Raw genomic sequence first — 24,727 nt, forward strand, 5'->3', positions numbered from 1 at the left:
CCTATGACAATCCTTCTTGTAGAGGATGATGAAGTAGATGTAATGAACGTCAAAAGGGCATTCAAGAAAAACAATATTTCAAACCGTTTGGTGGTAGCTTCAAACGGAATAGATGCCCTTGCAGTCCTACGCAATCCTGACAATGATTTTCCAAGACCAAAGATTGTACTTCTGGACCTGAATATGCCGAGAATGGGCGGAATCGAATTTTTGAAAGAAATCCGCCAGGACCCTGACCTGAGCGCTCTTTCGGTTTTCGTAATGACCACCTCCAATGAAGACAGCGACAAGATCGACGCTTTTAACTTGAATGTAGCTGGCTATATTTTGAAACCCTTATCGATGGACCGGTTTATAGCCGCTGTATCCACACTGAACAGCTACTGGACACTTTGCGAATTTCCCGAATAAATATTTCAGCGTTATCTCTTAAAAAATCATGACCAGTCCCGGTATTCTGCTAGTAGAAGACGACGACATTGATGCAATGCACTTTATGCGTGCAATGCAAAAGTCTTTGCTGAATATTGGAGAGATCCGGGTTTGTAAATATGCAGAGGAAGCATTGCAGACACTAGATGTGTGGTTACCCTCCTGTATTTTTCTTGACTACCAGCTTCCAAAAACAAACGGACTGGAATTGCTGAAAAAAATCAAGCGCCTTGTTCCTGACCTGCCGGTGATCGTACTTACTTCCCAGGGTGACGAGCGCATCGCAGTCGAAATGATGAAAGCGGGCGCGATGGACTACTTCCCTAAGTCGGAAATTACGCCTGAGAAGCTGCGGAAGACTTTCCATACCATGAGCCAGATGCTTGAAGCCGGTAAAGGGAGAGAGCAGGCAAAGCAGGAACTAGCTGAGAAGGAGGAGTTTATCAACAAAATTGCGCTACTCTCCCCCAATATCATTTATGTAATTGATATTGAGAAATGGACTAATATATTTCAGAATAAGCAGATATCGAAGATCCTCGGATACTCGGACGAAGACCTTATACCTCAAAGCAGCGCGGGGCTTTCACTGATTGTGAATGACCAGGACCAGCTCACATTCCGGCGGCACTACCATTATATGCGGCATTGGGTAAAAGATTCGGATGTGGTGGAAAAAGAGTTCAGGCTGCTGCACAGAGACGGTTCGGAAGTCTGGATCATCACCAGGGAAGTACCTTTCAAGCGCAATGCAAATGGAAGTGTGCAGGAGGTGCTGGGTACTGCTATTGATATTACCAGTCGCAAAAACGTGGAAAAAGAGCTGATCAAAGCGAAGCGGGACGCAGAAGAAGCCACGCGGATCAAGTCTGATTTTCTTTCCACGATGAGCCACGAAATTCGTACCCCGATGAATGGGATCATTGGCTTTACTGACCTGTTAATGACGCGGGATTTTCCCGATGAAGACCGACAGTACCTGCAGATGATCAAGTATTCAGCAGATAATCTGATGGTTATCCTAAACGACATACTCGATTTCTCCAAGATTGAGGCTGGCAAATTCGGTCTGGAACATTTCGATTTTGACCTGAAAGAAAGGTTGGGTTATTTGCTCAAAACCTTTGAAGTAAGAGCGAAAGAAAAGTCAATTGATCTGACTTACCATTTTGACGAAAATACGCCGACACTGCTCACAGGAGACGCTTACCGGTTGAATCAGATCCTGATCAATCTGGTGGGGAATGCGATTAAATTTACGGAAGAAGGCGGGTTTGTCAGAGTTGTCGTATCGCTTCACAAAGATCACGGGAGCAGCGTGGATCTTAAAATTGATGTAGTAGACTCCGGGATCGGGATCTCGGAAGACAAGCTGAGCGTGATCTTCGACAGCTTTTCGCAGGCACATAAAAACAATGCAAAGCACTATTTCGGCGGAACGGGACTAGGATTGAGCATTACGCGAAAAATAGCGGAGTTGATGAATGGGAGCATTTCAGCACAGAGTAAGCTGGGCGAAGGCGCCACATTCAGCGTGATCCTCAACTTCGGCAAAGCAGTAAAAGGCCAGAATGAGGTGCAGCCCGATCCGGTTGAACACATCTCGCTCAAAGGGTACCGTATTCTGGCTGCCGAGGACATTATCGCCAATCAGATCCTGCTGAAACACCTATTATCCAGATGGGAGGCCGAATATGTGATCTGCAACAATGGAAAAGAGCTTCTTGAACACCTGGACAACGGAGACTTTGACCTTATTTTGATGGACATTCAAATGCCGGTAATGGACGGAATTACAGCAATGAAAACCATTCAGAATTCCTACCCGCACCTTGTAAATGTTCCGGTAATTGCATTTACGGCAGATACCTTCGCTGAGAAGGAGCTGGAAGGTGTCAGTTTCAGCAGTTTCGTGACAAAACCATTCAAAGCTGACGAACTGATCACCGTGATCAGCCGCAACCTGAAAGAGCTATCCCCGACTGTCAGCAGATATTAAGTATTTAAACCGCTTTTTAAATCCGCAGCCCGCACCAAATGCGGGTTTTTTTTGCAACAATCGTTAATAACTAATAAAATAGTTTTGAAACTAATTAAATAGTCTTAACTTTGGGATAATACAATGATAAAATTTAATAATACAGTCTGAATTATGGAAGTACGCACATTGACACGCGCTGAAGAAGAGGTAATGAGGATCCTCTGGCAACTCAAAAAGGCATTTGTAAAAGACATACTCGCTGAAATGCCCGAACCCAAGCCGGCTTACAACACCGTTTCAACGATCATCCGTATCCTGGAAAAGAAAGAGGTTGTGGGCTACACAGCCTATGGGAAAACGCACGAATACTACCCGCTGATCAGCGAAGAAGAGTACAAGCGACACGAAATGAAGCAGTTGATGGTCAACTACTTTGACAACTCGCTGCCTAACCTGGTTTCGTTTTTCGTAAAAGACAATGATCTGAAAACGAAAGACCTGGACGAAATCATGAAGCTGATCAACCAGCACAAAAACGAACAATAAACCCTGTTAGCCATGGAAATGCTATTGTACCTCGGCAAAGTGAACCTGTACTGGATACTGCTTTTTGCCTGTTATCGTCTGATGCTCCGGCAGCACACTTTCTTTCAGCTGAACCGGTTTTATCTGCTTGGTTCACTTGCCGCCGCATTTGCATTGCCATTTGTGATCTACCCTGACACCGCGCCCGCGCTGCCCGTAATTTATGAGGTGAATGCAGCAGCAGTTTCGGTTTCCGCCATTCAGGAAAAGCAGCCGTTGATCACCTGGGTACAAGCTGTCTGGATTGTGTATGCAATCGGGCTGATCATTTCCGGATATCTGCTGTTCAGGCATATACGCCAGCTTCGGCGGTTTTTAATGGCTGGTGAAGTGATCGAGCTGGAAGATTGTACAGTGGTCATGATCGACTCCAATCAGATCGGCTCATTTTCATTTCTCAAATGGATTGTGATCAACAGAAATGATTATGAAAGCCATTTTGACGATATTCTTTGTCACGAAATGGTACACGTAAAGCAGTGGCACAGTGCAGATATCCTCTTTGTGGAGGTTATGAAAGTATGCTTCTGGTTCAATCCTGTTTTAACGCTTTACAAAAGAGACTTGCAGGAGGTACACGAATTCCTGGCCGATTCCAAAGCTTCCAATCGGGAAAACTACGCCCGCTTTCTGGTGAGTTACGCACTGAATGCGCCTATTGCTTCATTAACAAACCATTTTTTCAAACCATCACAAATTAAATCCCGAATCCAGATGATCTACAAAAACCGAAGTCCGAAATGGCTGCTCAGTACTTATCTGTTTGCTGCCACCATGATAGGCGCAACTGCATTGCTTGTTGCGGGTTGCGAAAAGGAAGATAACAGTCAGCCTGAAGTCGCGAAAACAGAAGAGGAAGTATTGCCTGCGAAGGTTTTTACGGTTGTTGAAACACAGCCTGAATTCCCGGGAGGTAAAGAGGAAATGTTTAAGTTTTTGGGACGAAAGATCAAATACCCGACTGCTGCTGTCAAAGCCAATGTACAGGGAAGAGTTTTCTTATCTTTTATAGTAACCGAAACAGGTCACATCCTAGACGTTAAAGTACTGAAAGGACTTGGCTTTGGGTGTGACGAGGAAGCAGTCCGTGTTATAAGGAGTTTCCCCAAATGGAAGCCCGGCGAGCAGAACGGACAAAAGGTCAATGTTAAGTATGTACTGCCTATCAACTTCCAACTGGAAGAAGAAGACAGCCAGGCTAAGCTGAACATACAGACTGATGAAAAGGCGCCGCTATACGTCGTAGATGGTAAAGAATTGAAAAACGCGGATGTTGCAAAAAGGTTGGCACCGGATCAGATCGCTTCGGTCAATGTGCTCAAAAATTCGAAGGCAACTTCAATCTATGGGAACAAGGGAAAAAACGGCGTGATTGAGATTGCAACAAAGCCAAACTCCGCGAAAACCATTGAGTCGGCAACCATAGTCGCATTCGTGCCGCCTAACAAATCTGCCAAGGAGCCTACCACTACAGTACAGCAGCTGAACCCGGAGCCCGGTTCCGGAATACAATTCAGGACCGATCCGTCAGTCTCTCTTGCTAAGGCGCCTCTTTACATTGTAGACGGTGTCAAGCAGGAAAATGACGTTGCGGTCAGCAAGCTTGATCCGAAGAAAATAGAATCAATAAGTGTGCTCAAAGAGGCGGGTGCTACCACTACCTATGGAGAAGAAGGCAAAAATGGCGTGGTGCTGATTACTACAAGAAATAAATAGGGCTTATGGAAACGCTCATTTATCTGGCCAAAACCAACCTGTACCTGGTCCTTTTCTATTGCTGCTACTGGCTCTTTTTCCGCAGACATACTTTTTTTCAATGGAACAGGGTCTATTTGCTTAGCTCAATCGCAGCTTCGTTTCTCCTGCCGCTTATCGTATTTTACACGCCCATTGAAATTGCTGCGCAAAGTACAGAAATGGTGCAGCAAGTGGCAGTCAATGCAGTAGCACCCGTTCCGCAGGAAGAGCAAATTGGCTGGGCGCAGTTACTGGTTTGGGCTTATGCGTCGGTCTCTGCTTTCATGCTAGCCAAGCTGTTGCGGTCTTTCCAAAGGTTATTTGTTTTGATCAAAAATGGCGAACGCATTCAGCTGGAAGCTTACACCCTCATTTTCTTAGACCAGAAACACACTAAAAAGGCGGGAGCAGGGTCGTTTTCCTTCTTTAAATGGCTGGTTGTAAACCGGGCAGATTACGAAAACAATCCCGATACCATTCTCCGGCATGAACACGTGCATATACGTCAGTGGCACAGCCTGGATATTTCGCTTATTGAAATTATCAAAATCGTGTTTTGGGCAAATCCGGTAGTGTGGCTTTACAAAAAGTCCCTGCAGACTGTACACGAATACCTCGCCGACGAAGAAGCTGCCAATCGCGACAGCTATGCGCATTTCCTGGTTTCTTACGCATTGAAGGTACCGGAGCAGGTACTTACAAACCATTTCTCGAATGCTTCACTACTTAAAGACAGGATCAAAATGATTTACAAAACCCGCACTTCCAAATGGCTTTTAAGTAAGTACCTGCTGATCTTCCCACTTGCATTGGCTACTATTTTTTTAACCGCCGCCCGGGAATACATACCTATGTCCCCAGCTTCGAAGCCAGAACTCGCAAATGCTAATGTCGTGAAAGGAAAAGTATCCGATCAAAACGGCAAACCGGTACCAGGTGCAAATGTTATAATTAAAAACACCACGCAAGGTGCGGCGACGGACTTGGACGGGAATTTCGAGTTACAGAATGTTCCAGCAGGCGCTTCTCTGGTTGTTAGCCACATTCAGTTTAAGTCAAAAGAAGTGGCTGTTACTAACAATAAGTCGACGTATACTATCGTGATAGAACCCGACGATACTGTACTGAAAGGCCCGACTATTACAGCAGTAGCAAACACACCAAAACCAAATGTTGCCAAAACTGCCGCTCCGAATGCGAAACCGGCTAACAGAACCTTTATGGTGGCGGAGCAAAAACCGGAGTTCCCGGGCGGCCACGAAGCAATGATTGAATTCCTGAAAACCAATACAAAATATCCTGCGCCTGCGCTTAAAGCGAATGTAGAAGGGACTGTCATCGTCAGGTTTACGGTTGATAAAGAAGGCACTCTCAGCAATATATTAATTGTAAAAGGCGTAGGCTTCGGGCTCGATGGAGAATCTGTCCGCCTGGTCAAGAGTATGCCAAAATGGAAGCCGGGTATTCAGAACGGCGAGCCGCTGGAAATGACTCAGACCATTGAAATCAAGTTTGACCTGGCTTCGGCGAAAGGCGACAAGCGGCAGGGATTTCATTTACCACAATCCTCCTTTATTCAGGGTTTTCAGCTTGCCAAAGTAGATGTAGAGGATCTATTCAATTCTTCTCTAGCCTTTTTTGAAGGAAAGTCGTTTAAACCCTCCCTAAACACGCCCACTGCCAGTTACCAGTATGTTCCTGATTCGAGCAGCTATCGCTTTATGAACTACAATAACCGGGTAAACGGAACAACATATTCGCTACGCCCAAGTGGCGCTGTCAAATTCCGCAAGCAATCTACCGAAAGCAACAACTAAGTCTGATTACCCGACGCAGGCTGTTATTTCTGATAATGTTTCCATATTTTACGCAAACATCATTGGAAATAACAGCATGTCACTTCTCAAAGCTGCGATCATCGGCGGCGGCCACATTGCCGACCAGAATCACATTCCCGCATTAAAGAGCTTATCTGATCAGGTTGAAGTTGTTTCTATTTGCAGCCGCGTCAAAGAAAAAGCCCGCGCGCTGGCCAACCAGCACCAGATCCCCTTCGCTTATGATAATGCCGAAGAAATGTACGCAGGCGAAGGCCGGCCTGACTTCGTTGTGATCTGCACTGCCAACAACCTGCATTATCCATTTGCAATGCAGGCACTCGAAAAAGGCTGTCACGTATTTTGTGAAAAACCGCCGGCTTTAACGGCCAGAGAAGCAGCTGAAATGGCGGAACTAGCCAAACAAAAAGGCAAAATCCTCGCTTATAACTTACAACTCCGGCAAACACCGGAATTCAGCTTCGTCCGGCAAGCCAGACTAGAAGGAACACTAGGGCAGATTTACCATATCAATGCACGGTACCTGAGGCGGCGCGGAATTCCGGGCTGGGGCAATTTTACCAACAAATCCATACAAGGCGGCGGCGCTTTAATGGACCTCGGTGTCCATATCCTCGATCTCGCACTTGAAATGCTGGATTACCAAATGCCCGACAGAGTTGTGGCCAACACCTACGATTACATTGGAAAAGCCGGAGGAAGGGGTTTAATGGGAGAATGGAATGCAGACAGTTTTGAAGTAGAAGACGCCTGTTTCGCACATTTATCTTTCCCAAACAACGCCAGTATCACACTGTCAGCTTCGTTTGCATTGAATATGCAGCCTGAAAAAGAAATAAACCTGGAAGTTTTCGGCTCCAAAGGCGGAGCAATGTACAAGCCGCTTGGGCTCTTTACCGAAATGGGAGGTGAATTAACAAACACTCACTTCCCTCACCTGCCGGAAACAGATATCCAGCTCAAAAACACGACCGCATTTCTCGACGCGATTGAAGGAAAACCAAGCAACATCTGCAACGCCGAACAAGGAGCCATTTTGCAGGAAATCGTTTCCCGGATTTATGAGAGTGCTGGGACTTGAGGGAGGAATGGGAGGATGGAGGAAAGGGAGAAAGGTGGGTAGCAAAAACGAAAGGGAGAATGAATGAAAGAACTAAAATTCCTTCCTCCATCCTCCCTACGCGGGCCGCCCTTTCCTCCGTCTTCCCTTTATTTAGCAGTAGCCATCACCATCTTGATATCGTTCTTGGCGCCTACTTCGAGTACGTCTACCAGGTCCTGTACGGCGAGGTTTTTGTCTACTCTTAAAACGACTGTGCGCTCTTCTACGTTGGCGAAAATGCTTTGCAGTTCGGCTTCCAGCCTATCGAATGGAATTGGTTCTTTGTCGATGAAATAACCTTTATTTTCATCAACCGAAAGTGTAATCTGCTTTTTGTACATCTGCTGCGTTGCCGAGGCTTTTGGAAGCATCAGCTTGATCACGTTCGGATTTGACATCGTGGAGATGATCAAAAAGAACAGCAGCAGGAAAAACATAATATCGTTGAGCGAGTGTGTGAACACCTCCGGGGCAAACCTGCTCTTGCGACGTATTTTCATAAATAGATTGTCTTTTTACTTCGCAGCCACCGGCTTTTGTAATACATCCAGAAAATCAGAAGCCGCCATTTGCAAACGCAATGCAAAACGGTCGATTTTCATGTTCAGCAAGTGATAACCCGCATAGGCGATCAGACCAATGATCAGACCTGAGCCGGAAGTGATCATTTTTTCATACATACCACCAGCAATTGTACTGATGTTGAAGTCGTTAGAAATGGAGATATCGTAGAAAATCCGGATAATACCAGAGATCGTACCCACGAAACCAAGCATAGGCGCGATACCGGCAATTACACCGAGGTAAGGCAGGTTACCTTCCATTCGCTGGATCTCGATCTGGCTTGCGTTTTCAATTGTAGTTTCAATGTCCTTAATCGGATACCCAATGCGGCCAATTGCTCTTTCCAGGATCCGGCCCGCAGCATTGCGCTGGTTACGGCAAAGCGACTCGGCGGATTTAAGGTTACCCTGCTGAATAAAGTCTTTTACATTATCAACAAACTGATGCTCGATCTTTCCATTCGCCCCGATTCCTAAAAAGCGTTCAATGATTAAAAAGAGAGTTGCCAGAAATAGCAATCCAAGCGGTAACATAACCCAACCCCCTTTTGCGAGAAGATCTATAATGGAAAGTCCCTGGTCAGCAACAGGCGCGGCTACCGTAGAGTCAGTAAGTGCTTGCAGAAGCATCATATTAAATATAATAGTGAAAGTTTAAGCGAATGGAACAGAGGTCAACCCAGGAAAAATGGCTTTGAACATAAACGGAGGCGGGCCTCCCATATTGTTTAAAGGGCAAATATAGAAAAATTACTCTATGGGAACAGTAATGCACATTTTTAGGTAGATACATAAAAGATAAATGAGGTGATTGCACGAAAACAAAAGCACGTTTCGCATAATTACCACCGTTTTTCTGTTATATATTTCAGGTAAATACCTTCGTTCTTTTTCCAGATATCTATGAAAAAATACTTCTCAGTATCTGCCGCCATTACTTTCCTGGCCTTGGCGCTTTTTCAGCTCTCCTGCTCCAATGATGATGAACCGACTGTCGCAACGGGTAGTGTGGTTGTGCATTTTAATAATATGGTCGGCAATGAAGACCTGGCTTTGAACAGCGGGAATTACATCAATGCGGCCGGAGAAGATTTTACGGTAACGAAGCTGAATTACTATATCTCGAATATCAAATTCACCAAAGCCGACGGCAGCGGCTTTACAGTACCAAAAGATTCGAGCTACTTTTTGATCCGGGAAGCCAACGAAGCTTCACAAACTATCAGGATCAACAACGTGCCGGTAGGCAACTACACAGGAATTGAATATGTAGTTGGAATAGACAGCCTCAAAAGCATCGAAGAGCCTGAGAACAGAAAAGGGATTTTGGATATATATACCGGACCGACGAACGAAGAAACAATGTACTGGAATTGGAATCCTGGCTATATTTTCCTGAAGATGGAAGGTGCCTCAGATTTCGCTACCACTTCCAATGGAAAGTATCAATACCACATCGGCGGCTTCGGTGGCCGAACTGCAAAAACGCTCAATAACCTTAAAAACGTGAAGCTGAACTTCAACGCCCAGGCGACAGTTACCACTTCAATAAGCCCGCAGGTTTACATTAAGGCAGATATTCTTAAAATTTTCGACGGACCAATAAAACTGAGTATTGCCAAAAATTCGGGGGTAATGTATGAGCCAGTTTCAGCGGATATTGCCAGCAACTACGGGAATATGTTCAGCATAAAAGAAGTTCGAACCAACTGATTACAAGTCAGTAGCTGTGATGAAAAAAACCTTCCGTTTCCTGGTAATGCTTTCCTGGCTGCTGCTGGTGCTGATTTCCTGTGGAAAGGATACTGAAGAACCTTTGCCTGAGCCCGTGCCAAAACCAACTGGCCCGATGCCAGTTAAATTCACCCAGCCCGCCTACTTCCCTGCGCCTGTTTACGATCTTTCCAAAAATCCGTTAACCGAGGAAGGAATTGAACTTGGCAGATTTCTATTTTATGATGGGATTCTGTCCAGAACCGACAACATCGGCTGCGGCACCTGTCACCAGCAGCAAGCTGCATTCACCCACCATGGCCACGAACTCAGCCACGGTGTAGACGACAAAATTGGTTTGCGCAACTCACCTGCTGTCCAGAATCTGGCGTGGAGTACCTCCTTTTTCTGGGACGGCGGCGTGCATGCCTTGGACGAAGTGCCTCCCGTGCCTATTCAGAATGAAGTAGAAATGGGCGAGCGTACTGGAAATGTGATTGAAAAGCTTAAAAAAACGCCGGTAGCAGGCGCAACCAAGCAGGTTGATTACCCCAAAATGTTCAAAGCTGCCTTTGGAACAGACGAAATTACGGCGGATAAAATGATGAAAGCGTTGTCCCAGTTTATGATGACGATGGTATCAGCTACTTCGCGCTACGATTACTATTTACAAGGCGACGCTTCTGCATTAAATACACAGGAAAAAGAAGGGTTATCGATTTTTAAGCAGAAATGCAGTTCCTGCCACGCAACCGAGCTATTTACTGATCATAGTTTCAGAAACAACGGATTACCGCCCAACCGGATCAATGATCAGGGCAGGTATGCGATTACATTGAATGAGAATGACCGGCTGAAATTCAAGGTGCCGAGCCTGCGGAACATCGGCCTGACGGCGCCTTACATGCACGATGGCCGTTTTACCACATTGGAAGAAGTGCTGAACCACTATGCCAACGACAATGTAAAGCCCAGCATACATGAATCCGCCACCCTGGATCCGTTTCTGAAAACAGGTACCAAACCCGGAATACAGCTTAATGCAGCTGAAAAGCAGTCGATCATCGCATTTTTGCGGACGCTCAACGACGAGCAGTTTATCCGAGACAAGCAATTCTCAGATCCGGGCATAGGGACGTCATTTTAGGGTAATCGGCTTTCGGCTGTCAGCTGCCGACTTTTTGCTTAGTTGGTTACTTTTTGAACTTTTATTATTAAGATTTAAGGCTTTATCCACTGACTAAGGTCATGATTAAACATTCATTAAAATCAAGGAAAATTGCGATGTGCATTGTTTCTTTGTGTGGAATTCAAATAAGCAGGTAAGTAAAATATGCAAAGCGGAGAAAAAAATGCGCAGCCCTGGTTGGGCAAAATGCAGGAAAGATGGGGTTTGGAAACAACCAGACAGGTACTCGTGGTACTGGCCGTTTTTAGTTTGGCAGGCTCTTCAGTAGTTTGGTTCAGAAAAGGGCTTTTTTACCTGTTGGGCTACGACGATCTTACTCCGATGTGGCTTAAAACCATAACCTACATCATTTTCATCTTCCCGATGTATCAGACTTTGCTGCTGGCTTACGGGTTTTTGCTAGGCCAGTTTTCGTTTTTTTGGGAAAAAGAAAAGAAAATGTTCCGCTGGGTTGCAGCTAAGTTCAAAGGCAACAAATAAATCAAAGATATATCCCGCATTGATTTTCAAGGAGTACAGGATTCCCTTTCCTGTACTCCTTATTTTATTTATACATTTGTGACTTATTTCAAATCAGATCCAGAATAATATTTTATAATCCATGTTTGAGAACTTACAGGATAAGCTAAACAATGCCTTTCGCACACTAAAAGGAAAGGACAGGATATCCGACATAAATGTTGCCGCAACTACCAAGGAAGTACGTAAAGCATTGGTCGACGCCGATGTAAACTTTAAGGTTGCGAAAGAAATTACCGACCGGATCCGCGACAAGGCGCTTGACAGGAAGATATTGATCTCCGTTGAGCCGGGACAAATGTTCGTCAAGATCGTGCAGGAAGAGCTGACCGAACTGATGGGCGGCCAGGCAGAAGCGATCAATATCAAAGGCGATCCCGCCGTGATCCTGATCGCAGGTTTGCAGGGTTCTGGTAAAACTACATTCTCTGGTAAGCTGGCCGCATTGTTGAAAAAACAAGGCCGGCAGGTATTGTTAACAGCCTGCGATGTGTACCGTCCCGCTGCCATCGACCAGCTAAAAGTATTGGGCGAGCAGGTAGGAGTTGAGGTGTATTCGGAGCCTGAGAACAAGAATGCAGTGAACATCGCACAAAATGCAGTAGCTCACGCGAGGAAAATCGGAAAGAAGATCGTCATCGTGGATACCGCTGGCCGTTTGGCTGTGGATGAAGTGATGATGAAAGAGGTGGAAGATATCAAATCCGCCGTGCGCCCTTCCGAAATCCTTTTTGTAGTGGATTCCATGACCGGACAGGATGCGGTAAATACAGCCAAGACATTTAACGAAAGACTTGATTTTGACGGGGTTGTACTAACAAAACTAGACGGTGACGCGCGTGGTGGAGCGGCACTTTCCATTCGTCAGATCGTTGATAAGCCGATCAAATACATCAGTACAGGTGAGAAAATGGAGGCACTCGACTCGTTTTATCCGGACAGGATGGCGAGCCGGATCCTCGGTATGGGTGACGTAATCTCGCTCGTTGAGCGCGCGCAGCAGGCTTTTGACGAAGACGAAGCGAAGCGCATCAATGCCAAAATGCGTCAGAACAAATTCGATTTTGACGATTTCCTTGGCCAGTTACAGCAGATCAAGAAAATGGGTAATGTGAAGGATCTGATTGGTATGATCCCGGGAATGGGAAGTGCGATGAAAGATCTCGATATCAGCAATGAATCGTTCAAACCTATTGAGGCGATTATCCAGTCTATGACCAAAAAGGAGCGGGAAAATCCCGATATGATCGACGGTAGCCGCAAAAAGAGAATTGCTGCGGGTAGCGGAACTACGATTTTGCAGGTTAACAACCTGATCAAGCAATTTGACGAAATGCGCAGAATGATGAAGAAAATGAATACAATGCAGGCAGCTGGAAAGCTGGGTAAAGCAATGCGCCGCTAATAATGAAAAAACTGCTCTGCCTCTTCATCTTCATTCTGACAATAAGTACCGGAACATTGAAAGCACAGGCTTCTGTGGGATATTACCCGTGGAGCAGCCTGCTTTCGATCAGTACCAATTCGCGGAAGGCAATTTGGCTCGATACACGTTTTCAGACCAATTCACTATTCAGTAGTTTAAGTGTGGATTTGCTTCCGATGATTAACTTGAAAAGAGGGGAGGTGGTACAATGGTATCTTGGCGGCGGGGTTCGGTTAAACCCACTTTACCGCATTGCCGACGCGAATGCAGATCTGATCACCATCGACGGATATTCGTTGAACGTAGGTGTGCGGATTTCTCCTTTGCCGCAAAACCGGAACATTCAGCTGGCTTTGGAACTCAATCCGTATGTGAAAGATGAATTTGACAGCGGGGTATTGAAAAGCCACTTCGGGCTCGTTTATGTTTTTGGCAAAAAGAAAAAGACGGAAACATTGCCGGAACAGCCTGTTAATCCCTGACATTTAATAATTTCTTAGTACTTCAATGCTCCCGAATCCGGCTAAATAGCTGTTAATTTGGGAGCATTTTTTTATTTCCCCGAATGAAAAACCTTCTACTCTGCTGCATTTGCTTCTTCATTTCAGAACAAAGTCTTTTTGCCCAAACCAAAATCAAAAAAACGCTTTTCGTGATTGTCGATGGGATTTCGAGTGACAGCAAAGAAAAGATTCCTACACCTAATCTCGACGCGATCGCAAAAGCCGGCGGCTACACCCGCGCGCACGTCGGCGGCGACAAAGGTACCTATTCAGAAACGCCGACGATTTCGGCAGTGGGATATAACAGCTTACTGACCGGCACCTGGGTTAACAAGCACAATGTGCCCGACAATAATATCAAAGACCCGAATTACCATTACTGGACACTTTTCCGCTTCCTGGAAAGCCAGTACCCACACAAAAAGACTGCGGTTTTTTCAACCTGGCTGGATAACCGCACCAAGCTGGTAGGTGAGGGACTGGAACAAACCAACAAGTTACAGCTCGATTATTCCTTTGACGGCTTCGAGCTGGATACAATTCATTTCCCGCATGATAAGCAGGCTGAATACATTCACAAGATCGATGAAAAAGTTGTGGACGAAGCTGCGACGTACATTCATGATAATGGCCCGGATATGTCGTGGGTTTATCTGGAGTATACCGATGATATGGGCCACCGATTTGGCGACAGCGAGCAATTTCACAAGGCGATCCAGATCATGGACGATCAAATGGGCAGGCTGTGGAAATCGATTCAGTATCGTGAAAAAACCTTTAATGAAGACTGGCTCCTGGTAGTCACCACCGATCACGGTCGCGACGCCAAGACAGGTAAAGGTCACGGCGGGCAGTCGGACCGTGAGCGCAGCACCTGGATTGTTACCAATGCGAAAAATCTGAATGCGAATTTTAAAAACAATCCCGGCATCGTAGATATTATGCCTACGGTCGCGCGCCACATGGATATCAACATTCCAAAAGAACAGGCTTTTGAGGTAGATGGGGCCGCATTTACAGGAAAATTGTCGGCAACAAACCTTACTGCGAAAAAAGAGCAGGGAAAGCTGATGATTTCATGGCAGGCAATGGAGAAAGACGGGAATGCGAAAATATGGCTGACGACTACCAATAACTTCGCGAAAGGCTCACGCGATCTCTACCACCTTGCCGCCGAGGTACCTGTTACAAATGGAAAAGCCGAAATAGATATCAGCAAATATCCATCCGGCTTTTTCAAAGTGGTGTTAGAAGCGAAGTACAATAGCATCAATCGCTGGATTGTTGAAAAGTAGCGATCAGCTGCCTCCTCTCCCGGCTTTATAAGAATCGTACTCTTCCAGTAATTTGATCAGATCATCATCAGCAGCGAAGTCCAGCTGCTGTTCGCGGATCACATATTGCATTTTGTTTTTCTCGTCAGTAAGCAGTTTCAGAAAGCTGTTCCGGTTTTTCAGATCTACCAGGTTCATTTTTCCGTCTTTCATTATATAAAGTTTTGCCGAAGGATCCATTTGCATGGTAGCACTCGCTTTTTCCACTTTGATCGGCTTCACGTATTTTTTCAAAAGCTTTGTATTTCCGTCGTACAACAGGCGGTAAAAGCTCTTTTCAGACTGATCTGCAACAGCAGGGTAGCCGCTTCTGAATGTATATAGGTCGGTACCTGTGGGAAGATTGAATTCTTTGATCCCGGCCGAAACCCGGTACATCCCCGAATCTGCTTTGTATTCCAGTTCATCCTTGTTTACATCGTACCGGATTTTGATCCCGTCGTGCACGCGGTCATCGCTTGTACGGATACTTCCCGTGTACCATTCTTTGAAAAGATAATGTGAGCCGTCGCTGCTCGCGGAAGCCTCATTATAGGGAGTACCTGCCAGACCGGTGGAGTCCTGGGCAGTTGCAAGCTGGGCCAGAAGTATCGTTGTCAGGAGAAAAAATCTTCTTAGATATTTCATGATTTAAGTTGGTTAATTTGATAAGTTCGAAGTCGGGTAGCCGCTCAGGCTGGTTTCCCTGCCATCTTTAAGTACTTTTGCCAAAAAAATTGTACCCGTTCCATTGAATATAAGCGAGCAGCTCATACATATACGCCAAAGTTTAGCAGGCATCGTACCGGAAATTTTCCTGGCTTTTCTTTTTTGTTTCATTCTGCTCGCTGAGCTGCTGTTTTTGAAGAGAATTGATGCCAGAAAATCTGCTTCTTACCTGAGTAGCATTGCACTGGCGGGCAGCATTATTGTTATTTTTCTCCTGCTTCTGCAATGGAACGCCGAACCTTCGTTCCGCTTCCATCCCCTACTCTTCCTGGATCGGCAAGCTGTTTTTTTCAAACTGATGATCGCGTTTGCGTGGCTATTTACATTGTTGCACGTGCGGATACTCAAATACGATTTCCCTCCCGAATTCAATGCATTGCTGATAGCGGCCGTGCTGGGAATGAATCTGTTGAGTATGTCAACGCATTTCCTTTCCATTTACCTGTCGCTTGAACTGATCTCGATCAGCTCCTACGTACTCGTGGCGCTTTCCCCTTACCGGAAAGCAGCCGAAGGCGGGATCAAATACCTGCTCTTCGGATCGGCCAGCTCGGCGGTGATGCTTTACGGAATCTCGCTGGTTTACGGACTTACCGGAACAATGGATATTACCAGTGAAATGATGACGATCGGGTTAACGAACAATCCCGATTTCGTGGTAACGGTTACCATTGTACTGACATTAGCGGGACTTCTGTTCAAGCTTTCACTGGTCCCATTTCACGTATGGACACCCGATGTTTACGAAGCTGCACCTACTCCGCTGGTTTCATTCCTGTCGGTAGCGCCTAAGGCTGCGGTGGTTTTGGTCTTAATGCGGCTGGCAGGTATTTTACCTGTGCAGTACTTCCCTGTGTTAGGAGGTATCGCACTGATCAGCATCACTGTCGGGAATGTGGCTGCGCTGTGGCAAAGCAATGTGCGGCGACTACTCGCCTATTCCTCCATTGCACAAGCTGGCTATCTCCTCGTCGGAATTGCGGCATACAGCAGATTTGGCTTTGAATCGGCGGTATTTTACACAGCTGCCTATCTGATTATCAATATGGCCGCATTCTTCCTGATCGACCTGTTACGCCCGAAATCTGAAACTGCATTCCTGGAATATGAAGGATTGGGTAAAAAATCGGTTTGGATTTCAGCGACTTTGACAGTCGTAATGGTAGCGCTTGCCGGATTGCCGCCAACAGGAGGATTTACTTCAAAACTTCTGGTATTCTCAGCGCTTTGGGAAAGTTATCATCAGCAGCAATTTCCGTGGATGCTGTGGCTGCTGATCGGAGGTATTCTGAACGCGGCGATCGCATTGGGTTATTATATGAAGCTGCCCTATTTGTTGTTTTTCAAAAATGCAGCTGACAATGTGAGTACCGCCAATGATCGTTTTTCGGGAAAAGTGGTGGCTGGCCTGCTGCTTGCCGCGGTGCTGCTGCTATTCTTTATGCCCGAGCTGCTGACAGAATGGATTTCAGCATTTTGATTAAGCTTAGAGAACTGCCCGGACCTCATATCCCTGCTTTCTGAGTAATGCAATTACGCCACGCTCTCCGCCTAAATGCGCTGCTCCAACTGCGATAAAAGTCGGGTTTTCAGAAACGATCTTTTCAATGCGGGGGATCCATTTTCTATTTCTGTCAAAAAGCATGATCTCCTCGTTTCCATCCAGGCCAAATTCGCTTTTTAACGTCAGCTTGTAGAGTTCGTCAATATTCTGCGTTTTGTAGAGCGCTACCAGATCTCTAAACTCCTTCCTTGCTTTTGGCAGGTCGTCGATCATCGCCAGGATCATTTTAACCTGGTCTTTATAAGGTATGGAATCAAATATTGCCATTTGTTCGTCGAGCGTCTCAATTCCGATCACTTCCGACTGCTGCTTTTTTGCAAGCTCTACAAGTGACATTTCATAAGATTGTGGCTGGCAATTCAGTACTGCGTTGAAAAGCGGGCCCATTAAAACGAAAGGCTTGGCTCTCTCAAACATCGCGATTCCCACACCTACGGAGTCCTTGTAAAACTGATCAAGCTTAGCATATTCTGATTCGGAAACGAGCTTTTTCAACTCGTTTCCGTCTCGCATATTCATCGATTTCATCATGCTCATCATCATCCCGGGATCGTCCATATCCATTTCCAAAGCGACTTGCTTCGTTTTGGAAAGCGCGGATTTAAGCGAGTCACTCAATGTAAAATCAGCCGGGCAGATCAAATGAATGGTACCGAACAGATAAGAAGGCTTGGGCTGCCCAGGTTTTGTAATCTCCCAAAGCAATGCATTTTCAGTAGGAACCTGCGCAAAGCCAGTACCCATTAAAAAACAAAGCATCAAACCAAAAAACCACTTAACCCCGACTCCCATTATAATTAATTTTAATTCTTCAATTCTTCCTCCCCTTCCTCCATCCTCCCTTTCCTCCTTACTCCTTATTACTATCAACCACAATCCGCTCTTCCCGGTTAACAAGCTCCCAGGCAGTATGGAAGACCAATTTCACGATTGAAGATTGTTTGTCGAAAAGGATTTTTTCCACATCATCGCCGGGCTTGTGATAATCCTCATGCACGCCGGTAAAGTAGAAAATCACCGGCACACCCACTTTGGCAAAGTTGTAATGGTCGGAACGGTAGTAAAAACGGTTCGGATCTTTCGGATCGTTGAAAGTATAATCGAGCTTGAAGTTGACATACTTCTTATTCGCCTCTTCACTGATTTCGTGCAGCTTCGAAGACAGCTTGTCTGAACCGATCAGATACACATATTTATGGTCATTTTTATGCGCTTCATCAACGCGCCCGATCATATCAATGTTCAGGTCGGCGATTGTGTTTTTCAATGGATAAAGCGGGTTTTCAGAATAGTATTCAGAACCAAAAAGCCCTTTTTCTTCTCCGGTAACATTCAGGAACAGGATACTTCTTCTTGGTCCTTTTCCTTCGGCTTTGGCTTTGCTGAAAGCCTCTGCGATTTCAAGCAGTGACACAGTTCCTGAGCCATCGTCGTCTGCTCCATTGTTGATCTCTCCATTGGGCGAGATACCGATATGGTCAATATGCGCACTGATCACCAGCACTTCGTCTTTCTTGTCGCTACCTTCCAGGAAAGCGGCCACATTTTCAGTATCGATTGTTTCACTAATGCGCTCCACTTTCAGCGCCACCTCTCCTGTTGGATTTTTGGTTAGAGCCTTTCCCGATTTTTCGATAGACTCCCGGCTTTTCGCAAGTTTCGCAGCTGAGGTATTCAGGATTTTGGCAGCCAGCTCCTGCGACAAACCAAATGCAGCCACATTGTTTGGATTTTCCTGAACCGGTTTTAATGTAGGTGCACTGAATCTGCGCGCCATTGCAGCACGCTGCCGGATTTCCTTGTCGAGATCATCGCCTGTTTTTTCAGTAATGATGAACACATATTTCGCGCCTTTTTCATGTGCCAGCTTTACTTTATTTTGCCAACCCACGGTTGCGCCCCATTTACTTTTTTCAGTAGTCCCGCTGATCAGATATTTCCCGTCCGCCCTTTTTGGCTCACCTTCGAAAATGATCACCGACTTATCTTTAACATCCAGGTTTTTATAGTCAGAATAAGCCTGGTCTTCAATGCCAAATCCGGCAAGTACCACATTTGCCGAGATCTCTTCCGGCACGGTCAGCAACCCATTGAGAAAGAAATCCTTGTTGAACTCAAACTTTTTACCACCTGCTTTAACATACACATCACCATAGCTTCTTTTATAAAGCGTATATTTTTGAAGATAGCTTTTTGAACCATCGGCGGCTGTGGCCGCTGGCTGTAAACCGTATTCTTTGTAATACTTTGAAACATATTCGGCCGCTTTTTTCTGGCCCGGCGAACCAGTATCTCGCCCTTCCAGACTGTCAGCAGCAATTATTACAAGGTGCTTTTTAAGATCTTCCGGCGTAATGCTATTTGCATATTTGGCAGCATCATCCTGCGCATTTGCCATCGTTGCAGCGGAAAGAAGTATCCCGGCCAGCAAATTTTTGTTCATAGTAATGTTCATTGTTATGTCAATTGTTACAAAGTAACTAAACGCAGGGTCTATTGCAAAATGCGGTTGATCTGCGAAAGAATTGGAATAAGGAATGCAGAGCTGCTGGAAGGCTACCTTCCGCCGAAACAACTTAAATTAGTGCAGGCCTGGGCAATTATTCACGAGACTGAATTGTTAGATAATTTTACCCGCTTGGGAGAAGATCATAAATCGTGGAATAAAATAGATCCGCTTCAATAAGATGCTTTACTATATCAAGAAAATCGTTTCGATTGAAGATTATACAGTTAAGTGCCTGTTTAATACAGGAGAAGTACGCACTGTCGATCTAGAAAAGATTATAGAAAAGTATAAGCTGATCAACGATGAACTTGTAAGCCGGCTGGCTGATCCCGACTATTTTAAATCGGTAAATTTGGACTCTTACGGAACATTAACCTGGGATAATGGCGTAGATTTTGATCCCGATAATCTCTATAAGATGTCAGAGGCAGAAATAGCCGCATTCTGATAATTTCCGCTAGATATTGCACTTCTTCGAGTATAAAGCCCCATTTTCAAGCCGTAACAATTATTTAATTGTAAAATACTGTTATTCAGTAGAAAATGTAGTACATTTGCACCTTATTTTGACACTACTTCAGTCAAAACAAGCATAGCGGGGCCTGGTAAAACATCCAACTATCCAATTCAGGTTTCGTAAACAATTGATCTATAAAACAATGCAAGCCATTCGTAACATCGCAATTATTGCGCACGTTGACCACGGTAAAACCACATTGGTTGACAAAATCATCCACGCTTCAAAGCTCTTCAGGGACAATCAGGAGTTCGACGACCTGATTCTTGACAACAATGACCTGGAACGCGAACGTGGAATTACAATTGTTTCTAAGAACGTATCGGTGCGTTACAAAGATGTTAAAATCAATGTAATTGATACACCAGGTCACGCAGACTTTGGTGGTGAAGTGGAACGCGTACTTAAAATGGCGGATGGCGTATTGTTGCTGGTCGATGCATTCGAAGGCCCTATGCCACAAACGCGTTTTGTACTCGGAAAAGCTATCGATCTGGGATTAAAGCCGATCGTAGTTGTCAATAAAGTAGATAAAGAAAACTGCCGCCCGGAAGAAGTTCAGGAAAATGTATTTGACCTGATGTTCAACCTCGGCGCTACCGAAGACCAGCTTGACTTTGTAACTGTTTACGGTTCGTCAAAACAAGGCTGGATGGGCCCGGATTGGCAGAAACCAACTGATAACATTACGTACCTGCTGGATACGATCATCGAATCAATTCCTGAGCCGAAGATCGACGAAGGTACTTTGCAAATGCAAATCACTTCACTTGACTACAATGCATTCGTGGGACGGATTGCAATTGGTCGTGTGAAACGTGGCACTATCAAAGAAGGATCGACATTGTCGCTTTGCAAAGCAGATGGTGTGATCAAGAAAGTGAAAGTGAAAGAATTGCAGACGTTTGAAGGCCTGGGAAGAGTGAAAGTGTCAGAAGTTACGGCAGGTGACATCTGCGCAGTAACTGGTATTGAAGATTTTGAAATCGGTGATACCCTTGCTGACCTTGAAAATCCTGAGCCAATCGCGCGTATCGCTGTGGACGAGCCAACTATGAACATGCTCTTCACGATCAACAACTCTCCATTCTTTGGCAAAGAAGGTAAGTTTGTAACATCACGCCACTTGCGTGACCGTTTGCTGAAAGAAACTGAGAAAAACCTCGCATTGCGCGTTGAGCCGACAGATACCGAAGATAAATTCCTGGTATTTGGTCGTGGTATCCTTCACTTGTCTGTATTGATTGAAACAATGCGTCGTGAAGGTTACGAACTGCAATTAGGCCAGCCACAGGTGCTTTTCAAAGAAGATGAAAAGGGCGAGCGTCTTGAACCGATTGAGACATTGGTAGTGGACGTACCTGAGACAACTGCCGGTAAAGTAATCGAATTGGCAACCCAGCGTAAAGGCGAGCTTTTGATTATGGAGCCAAAAGGCGATTTGCAACACCTTGAATTCCTGATTCCTTCAAGAGGTTTGATCGGTCTTCGCTCAAACGTACTGACTGCCACGCAGGGTGAAGCTGTAATGACGCACCGTTTCAAAGAATTCGGTACATTCCGCGGACCAATCCCTGGACGTATCAGCGGTTCTATTATTTCTAAAAACACAGGACCAGCTACTGGTTATACAATTGATAAATTGCAGGATCGCGGCCGTTTCTTCGTGGAGCCGGGTGATGAAATTTACGGTGGACAGGTTATCGGCGAGCACAACCGCCCGAACGATATCGTGGTAAACCTTCAGGAAGCGAAAAAACTGACCAACATGCGTGCTTCTGGTACAGATGACGGTTTGAGAATCGCTCCGAAAATCAATTTCTCCCTGGAAGAGGCAATGGAATACATCCAGAAAGATGAATACCTGGAAGTAACGCCACAGAGCATTCGGATGCGGAAAATCTATTTGGAAGAAAACGATCGCAAGCGTTATGCTTCCAAATTAGAGATGGTTTAGGTCATTTCTGAATGTAAATAGCAGAGAGGGAGCGCGAAAGTGCTCCCTCTTTTGTTTAACAGGAGCTTACAGCCTCTCTTTCTCCTCGTCTGACGCATTATTGTTGTGCCTCCGCTTTCTTGCAAAAGTCTCTTTGCCAAAACGATAAGTAAATGCAGCTCCAATCCGCCGGGTATCGGTTCTGCTGGTTTGAAAATTCTCTGAATTGACCAATGCGACTGAGCGGTTGTGGTAAACCCAGGAATGGAAAATATCCTCAGCGGACAATCTGATACTTCCTTTTCCATTCCAGATCTTTTTCTGTATCGATGCATTTACACGGTACATTCCGCCTGTCACAGTCTGGGCAGTGAAGTCGCGGCTCGCATAATATCCGCCCAATTCCGCTGATAGTGTTTTTCCGAGCGTGAAGTAATTATTTACTTCCAGCCGGGCGATGTTGGTTTTAAAATCGATAGTCGAATTGAATGCCGCTCCTTTCAAGCCAATTCTTGACAACCGCACTGTTGTATTGGTATACCACCATTTTGCAAGCGATGTTGAAACAGTGGTGTTTAGCAACATCATAAATCCACCTGCCACGTTGCCCGGTTTATTTACAAAAATAGAATCAATAATCTGTGTGATCGGAATGAGCGTATTTTTGAATTTATTGTAGCTCAAACCCATATTCAACCATTGTTTACGTTGAAATTTGAGTTCCAGACGGCTCTGGTATTGGGGATTCAGGTCGGGATTACCAGTGCTGTAAGTATATTGATCCCGGAGGAAAAGAAATGGGTTGAGAAGCTGATAGTTGGGACGGCTGATCCGTCTCACTGCCATCAAGCCCCATGTATTATCCCCTTTTACATCGGGTTTGAAACTCAGGTACGCGCTCGGAAACAGCCCCGTATAGCGCTTTGTAAACGAAGAACCTGCCACAGCTTCATTTCCCAGCTGGTTGCCTTGTATATTGGTGTTTTCAACGCGCAGACCCAGCTGCAAACCGGTTTTCTTCCAAGATTTCTGCGCATTCAGATAAGCAGCATTGATATTTTCATTGTATTTGAAATGATTGGATTGCGCATTATTGAGCGTCTCCCGGCCATTTTCGACAACATAATAGTTGAACACATTATTCGTATTAATCAGGCTTGACTTAAACCCCGCCTCTAATTTTCCCTTCTTTGAAAACGGATGCACATAATCTGCCTTGGCTGTATAAATGTCAAAGTTTGCCGGAATGCGGTAAATGAAATCCTCCCGGCGGATCATTTCGCTGGAAGGTTCGAATGCCAGGTTCCTTAAAAACTGGTTTCCATGATTTGCATAATGGAGGTAATTCGCATCCACCGCCAGCTCGCGGCCTGCGGTATTCAACTTGTGCAAAAGGTTGAAATTGAAACCAGTATTGTTCCGCATATCGCCCCCGGTTGTTCCGCCAGAGCCGGTTACTGCCAGTTGATTGAATGCATCGTAATTCCTGCTATCGTAGTCAAAACTGCCGCTTCTTTTGGTTTTATTCAAATTAAGGATTAACCCCAAAGTAGTTTTCGGGGTAGCTGCAAAATCAACTCCAATGTTTGCATTGACGCCATTGTTTTTATAAACCTGATCATTGATGAGATCCACCCGCGACACCAATGCACCGGATTCATTATAAAACCTCCTGTCAAATACATCTTCACTATAATTCCGCTCGAATCCGTAACCCAGGTTTGCGAAAACATTCCACTTCTTATAGTTGTAGTTGAGGTTCAATGCATTATTTGTTCTGGCATACCTACCCTGACTCAGCCCCACAGAAAAGCTGCCGGTAAAACCACCTACCCTGTTTTTCTTCAAGCGGATGTCAATCACTGCATTTCCGGCAGCATCGTATTTGGCCGGCGGATTGTCTATCAGTTCAATTTTATCAAGCAACCCGCCCGGCAGCGATTTCAGGTAAGCGGCCAGATCTGCTCCCGACATGTAAGTACTTCTTCCATCAATCAAAACCAAAACACCACTTTTTCCATTCAAGCTGATTTCTCCATTGTTATTTACGGAAACACCCGGTGTTTTTTCCAAAACCTCCATGGTATTGCTCGTTGCGCTGCTGATCATCGACTCCACATTTACGATTGTCCGGTCAATCTCCTGCTCGATAAGCGGCTTTTTGGCATTAATAGTTACCTCTTTTAATGCAATGTCTTTCGCAGGAAACAAAATAATCGCCGGGAGCACGATAGCGTGATGCGCACTGTCGAGTGTCATCGGCAGACTTACGAACCGCTTTTGACCAAGTGAAGATATATCCAGAAAAAATGTCCCACTTTCCAACGCATTGATCTCAAACTTGCCGCCGGGATCAGTTATCCCGCCTTTTACAAAAACAGAATCAGGTATTTTCAACACGCGAACGGTAACGCCCGGTAAAACTTCATTTCCAATATCCTTCACCGTACCTGAGATTGAATACGAAGGCATTTGGGCATATAGTCGGCTGGCAAAAAGTAAAATGGTCAAAAAACTGCTTATCGTTTTCATGGCTTCATCAATTTGAAAGTGTTCTGATGAAGCAAATAT

General features: G+C 45.3%; 22 protein-coding genes. 16 read left to right on the forward strand and 6 right to left on the reverse strand.

Translation table 11 applies throughout. The annotated features are described in order from the left end of the window. Positions 1 to 3 precede the first annotated feature (3 nt). The 6 genes from Q369_RS0112990 (at position 4) to Q369_RS0113015 (ending at position 7,654) form a co-directional block, all read left to right on the forward strand. Complete coding sequence (locus Q369_RS0112990; RefSeq protein ID WP_229206827.1) at positions 4 to 411, forward strand: response regulator; 408 nt, start codon at positions 4 to 6, stop codon at positions 409 to 411. Between the two features lie 28 nt (positions 412 to 439). Further along, the gene (locus Q369_RS0112995; protein ID WP_031528243.1) at positions 440 to 2,431 is read left to right on the forward strand and encodes a hybrid sensor histidine kinase/response regulator; all 1,992 of its coding nucleotides are present in this window, start codon (positions 440 to 442) and stop codon (positions 2,429 to 2,431) included. 153 nt (positions 2,432 to 2,584) lie between these two features. Next, complete coding sequence (locus Q369_RS0113000) at positions 2,585 to 2,959, forward strand: BlaI/MecI/CopY family transcriptional regulator (RefSeq protein WP_031528244.1); 375 nt, start codon at positions 2,585 to 2,587, stop codon at positions 2,957 to 2,959. Between the two features lie 12 nt (positions 2,960 to 2,971). Then, positions 2,972 to 4,714: a M56 family metallopeptidase gene (locus Q369_RS0113005; RefSeq protein ID WP_035333426.1), complete on the forward strand. Its 1,743-nt coding sequence runs from the start codon at positions 2,972 to 2,974 to the stop codon at positions 4,712 to 4,714. A gap of 5 nt (positions 4,715 to 4,719) precedes the next feature. Beyond that, positions 4,720 to 6,552: a M56 family metallopeptidase gene (locus tag Q369_RS28350; RefSeq protein ID WP_051664057.1), complete on the forward strand. Its 1,833-nt coding sequence runs from the start codon at positions 4,720 to 4,722 to the stop codon at positions 6,550 to 6,552. Positions 6,553 to 6,628: 76 nt separating this feature from the next. Beyond that, positions 6,629 to 7,654 carry a Gfo/Idh/MocA family protein gene (locus Q369_RS0113015; RefSeq protein ID WP_031528247.1) on the forward strand — a complete coding sequence of 342 codons (1,026 nt, stop codon included), beginning with the start codon at positions 6,629 to 6,631 and terminating at the stop codon, positions 7,652 to 7,654. Positions 7,655 to 7,782: 128 nt separating this feature from the next. Here Q369_RS0113015 and Q369_RS0113020 read toward each other — a convergent pair whose 3' ends face one another. Both Q369_RS0113020 and Q369_RS0113025 read right to left on the reverse strand, forming a co-directional pair. After that, the gene (locus Q369_RS0113020; RefSeq protein WP_031528248.1) at positions 7,783 to 8,175 is read right to left on the reverse strand and encodes an ExbD/TolR family protein; all 393 of its coding nucleotides are present in this window, start codon (positions 8,173 to 8,175) and stop codon (positions 7,783 to 7,785) included. Positions 8,176 to 8,190: 15 nt separating this feature from the next. Further along, positions 8,191 to 8,871, reverse strand: a complete 681-nt coding sequence (locus tag Q369_RS0113025) for a MotA/TolQ/ExbB proton channel family protein (RefSeq protein WP_031528249.1) — start codon at positions 8,869 to 8,871, stop codon at positions 8,191 to 8,193. A gap of 270 nt (positions 8,872 to 9,141) precedes the next feature. Between Q369_RS0113025 and Q369_RS0113030 the strand changes: the two genes are divergently transcribed. The 6 genes from Q369_RS0113030 (at position 9,142) to Q369_RS0113055 (ending at position 14,883) form a co-directional block, all read left to right on the forward strand. Further along, positions 9,142 to 9,951, forward strand: a complete 810-nt coding sequence (locus Q369_RS0113030) for an MbnP family protein (protein WP_031528250.1) — start codon at positions 9,142 to 9,144, stop codon at positions 9,949 to 9,951. A gap of 19 nt (positions 9,952 to 9,970) precedes the next feature. Beyond that, complete coding sequence (locus tag Q369_RS0113035) at positions 9,971 to 11,098, forward strand: cytochrome-c peroxidase (RefSeq protein ID WP_031528251.1); 1,128 nt, start codon at positions 9,971 to 9,973, stop codon at positions 11,096 to 11,098. 186 nt (positions 11,099 to 11,284) lie between these two features. Beyond that, entirely contained in the window at positions 11,285 to 11,620 is a 336-nt protein-coding gene (locus Q369_RS0113040) for a DUF6787 family protein (RefSeq protein ID WP_031528252.1), read from the forward strand. A gap of 121 nt (positions 11,621 to 11,741) precedes the next feature. Next, a complete protein-coding gene (gene ffh / locus Q369_RS0113045; protein WP_031528253.1) occupies positions 11,742 to 13,064 on the forward strand; it encodes a signal recognition particle protein in 1,323 nt (440 codons plus the stop codon). Between the two features lie 2 nt (positions 13,065 to 13,066). Further along, positions 13,067 to 13,567: a hypothetical protein gene (locus Q369_RS0113050; RefSeq protein WP_031528254.1), complete on the forward strand. Its 501-nt coding sequence runs from the start codon at positions 13,067 to 13,069 to the stop codon at positions 13,565 to 13,567. An 83-nt stretch (positions 13,568 to 13,650) separates the two neighbouring features. Then, on the forward strand, positions 13,651 to 14,883 hold the full coding sequence (locus Q369_RS0113055; RefSeq protein ID WP_031528255.1) for an alkaline phosphatase family protein: 1,233 nt from the start codon (positions 13,651 to 13,653) through the stop codon (positions 14,881 to 14,883). 3 nt (positions 14,884 to 14,886) lie between these two features. Here Q369_RS0113055 and Q369_RS0113060 read toward each other — a convergent pair whose 3' ends face one another. Next, positions 14,887 to 15,549, reverse strand: coding sequence for a hypothetical protein (locus Q369_RS0113060; protein WP_031528256.1), 663 nt, complete (start codon positions 15,547 to 15,549; stop codon positions 14,887 to 14,889). Positions 15,550 to 15,652: 103 nt separating this feature from the next. On the opposite strand from Q369_RS0113060, the gene Q369_RS0113065 reads away from it, so the two are divergent. Next, positions 15,653 to 17,110 (forward strand): NADH-quinone oxidoreductase subunit N, encoded by a 1,458-nt coding sequence (locus Q369_RS0113065; RefSeq protein WP_031528257.1) that lies wholly within the window; start codon positions 15,653 to 15,655, stop codon positions 17,108 to 17,110. A 6-nt stretch (positions 17,111 to 17,116) separates the two neighbouring features. On the opposite strand, the gene Q369_RS0113070 is transcribed toward Q369_RS0113065, so the two are convergent. Next, positions 17,117 to 17,986 (reverse strand): TraB/GumN family protein, encoded by an 870-nt coding sequence (locus tag Q369_RS0113070; RefSeq protein ID WP_229206828.1) that lies wholly within the window; start codon positions 17,984 to 17,986, stop codon positions 17,117 to 17,119. 58 nt (positions 17,987 to 18,044) lie between these two features. Beyond that, positions 18,045 to 19,637, reverse strand: a complete 1,593-nt coding sequence (locus Q369_RS0113075) for a M28 family peptidase (protein ID WP_031528259.1) — start codon at positions 19,635 to 19,637, stop codon at positions 18,045 to 18,047. 60 nt (positions 19,638 to 19,697) lie between these two features. Between Q369_RS0113075 and Q369_RS29860 the strand changes: the two genes are divergently transcribed. The 3 genes from Q369_RS29860 to typA all read left to right on the forward strand — a co-directional run bounded on the left by Q369_RS29860 (position 19,698) and on the right by typA (position 22,177). Next, positions 19,698 to 19,880, forward strand: a complete 183-nt coding sequence (locus Q369_RS29860) for a DUF4160 domain-containing protein (RefSeq protein ID WP_035333428.1) — start codon at positions 19,698 to 19,700, stop codon at positions 19,878 to 19,880. 1 nt (position 19,881) lies between these two features. After that, the gene (locus Q369_RS0113085) at positions 19,882 to 20,151 is read left to right on the forward strand and encodes a DUF2442 domain-containing protein (RefSeq protein WP_031528260.1); all 270 of its coding nucleotides are present in this window, start codon (positions 19,882 to 19,884) and stop codon (positions 20,149 to 20,151) included. A gap of 211 nt (positions 20,152 to 20,362) precedes the next feature. Then, on the forward strand, positions 20,363 to 22,177 hold the full coding sequence (gene typA, locus Q369_RS0113090) for a translational GTPase TypA (RefSeq protein ID WP_031528261.1): 1,815 nt from the start codon (positions 20,363 to 20,365) through the stop codon (positions 22,175 to 22,177). A gap of 66 nt (positions 22,178 to 22,243) precedes the next feature. Here typA and Q369_RS0113095 read toward each other — a convergent pair whose 3' ends face one another. Next, positions 22,244 to 24,688, reverse strand: coding sequence for a TonB-dependent receptor (locus Q369_RS0113095; RefSeq protein WP_035333429.1), 2,445 nt, complete (start codon positions 24,686 to 24,688; stop codon positions 22,244 to 22,246). Between the last annotated feature and the right edge of the window lie 39 nt (positions 24,689 to 24,727).

It is taken from the genome of Dyadobacter crusticola DSM 16708, from assembly GCF_000701505.1.
In the GTDB taxonomy this organism is placed as follows: domain Bacteria; phylum Bacteroidota; class Bacteroidia; order Cytophagales; family Spirosomataceae; genus Dyadobacter; species Dyadobacter crusticola.

What these genes read in the sequence shown, in the direction of transcription:
- Q369_RS0112990 (WP_229206827.1), top strand. Translation starts at nt 4, where the DNA reads ATGACAATCCTTCTTGTAGAGGATGATGAAGTAGATGTAATGAACGTC.
- Q369_RS0112995 (WP_031528243.1), top strand. Translation starts at nt 440, where the DNA reads ATGACCAGTCCCGGTATTCTGCTAGTAGAAGACGACGACATTGATGCA.
- Q369_RS0113000 (WP_031528244.1), top strand. Translation starts at nt 2,585, where the DNA reads ATGGAAGTACGCACATTGACACGCGCTGAAGAAGAGGTAATGAGGATC.
- Q369_RS0113005 (WP_035333426.1), top strand. Translation starts at nt 2,972, where the DNA reads ATGGAAATGCTATTGTACCTCGGCAAAGTGAACCTGTACTGGATACTG.
- Q369_RS28350 (WP_051664057.1), top strand. Translation starts at nt 4,720, where the DNA reads ATGGAAACGCTCATTTATCTGGCCAAAACCAACCTGTACCTGGTCCTT.
- Q369_RS0113015 (WP_031528247.1), top strand. Translation starts at nt 6,629, where the DNA reads ATGTCACTTCTCAAAGCTGCGATCATCGGCGGCGGCCACATTGCCGAC.
- Q369_RS0113020 (WP_031528248.1), bottom strand. Translation starts at nt 8,175, where the DNA reads ATGAAAATACGTCGCAAGAGCAGGTTTGCCCCGGAGGTGTTCACACAC.
- Q369_RS0113025 (WP_031528249.1), bottom strand. Translation starts at nt 8,871, where the DNA reads ATGATGCTTCTGCAAGCACTTACTGACTCTACGGTAGCCGCGCCTGTT.
- Q369_RS0113030 (WP_031528250.1), top strand. Translation starts at nt 9,142, where the DNA reads ATGAAAAAATACTTCTCAGTATCTGCCGCCATTACTTTCCTGGCCTTG.
- Q369_RS0113035 (WP_031528251.1), top strand. Translation starts at nt 9,971, where the DNA reads ATGAAAAAAACCTTCCGTTTCCTGGTAATGCTTTCCTGGCTGCTGCTG.
- Q369_RS0113040 (WP_031528252.1), top strand. Translation starts at nt 11,285, where the DNA reads ATGCAAAGCGGAGAAAAAAATGCGCAGCCCTGGTTGGGCAAAATGCAG.
- ffh (WP_031528253.1), top strand. Translation starts at nt 11,742, where the DNA reads ATGTTTGAGAACTTACAGGATAAGCTAAACAATGCCTTTCGCACACTA.
- Q369_RS0113050 (WP_031528254.1), top strand. Translation starts at nt 13,067, where the DNA reads ATGAAAAAACTGCTCTGCCTCTTCATCTTCATTCTGACAATAAGTACC.
- Q369_RS0113055 (WP_031528255.1), top strand. Translation starts at nt 13,651, where the DNA reads ATGAAAAACCTTCTACTCTGCTGCATTTGCTTCTTCATTTCAGAACAA.
- Q369_RS0113060 (WP_031528256.1), bottom strand. Translation starts at nt 15,549, where the DNA reads ATGAAATATCTAAGAAGATTTTTTCTCCTGACAACGATACTTCTGGCC.
- Q369_RS0113070 (WP_229206828.1), bottom strand. Translation starts at nt 17,986, where the DNA reads ATGGGAGTCGGGGTTAAGTGGTTTTTTGGTTTGATGCTTTGTTTTTTA.
- Q369_RS0113075 (WP_031528259.1), bottom strand. Translation starts at nt 19,637, where the DNA reads ATGAACAAAAATTTGCTGGCCGGGATACTTCTTTCCGCTGCAACGATG.
- Q369_RS29860 (WP_035333428.1), top strand. Translation starts at nt 19,698, where the DNA reads ATGCGGTTGATCTGCGAAAGAATTGGAATAAGGAATGCAGAGCTGCTG.
- Q369_RS0113085 (WP_031528260.1), top strand. Translation starts at nt 19,882, where the DNA reads ATGCTTTACTATATCAAGAAAATCGTTTCGATTGAAGATTATACAGTT.
- typA (WP_031528261.1), top strand. Translation starts at nt 20,363, where the DNA reads ATGCAAGCCATTCGTAACATCGCAATTATTGCGCACGTTGACCACGGT.
- Q369_RS0113095 (WP_035333429.1), bottom strand. Translation starts at nt 24,688, where the DNA reads ATGAAAACGATAAGCAGTTTTTTGACCATTTTACTTTTTGCCAGCCGA.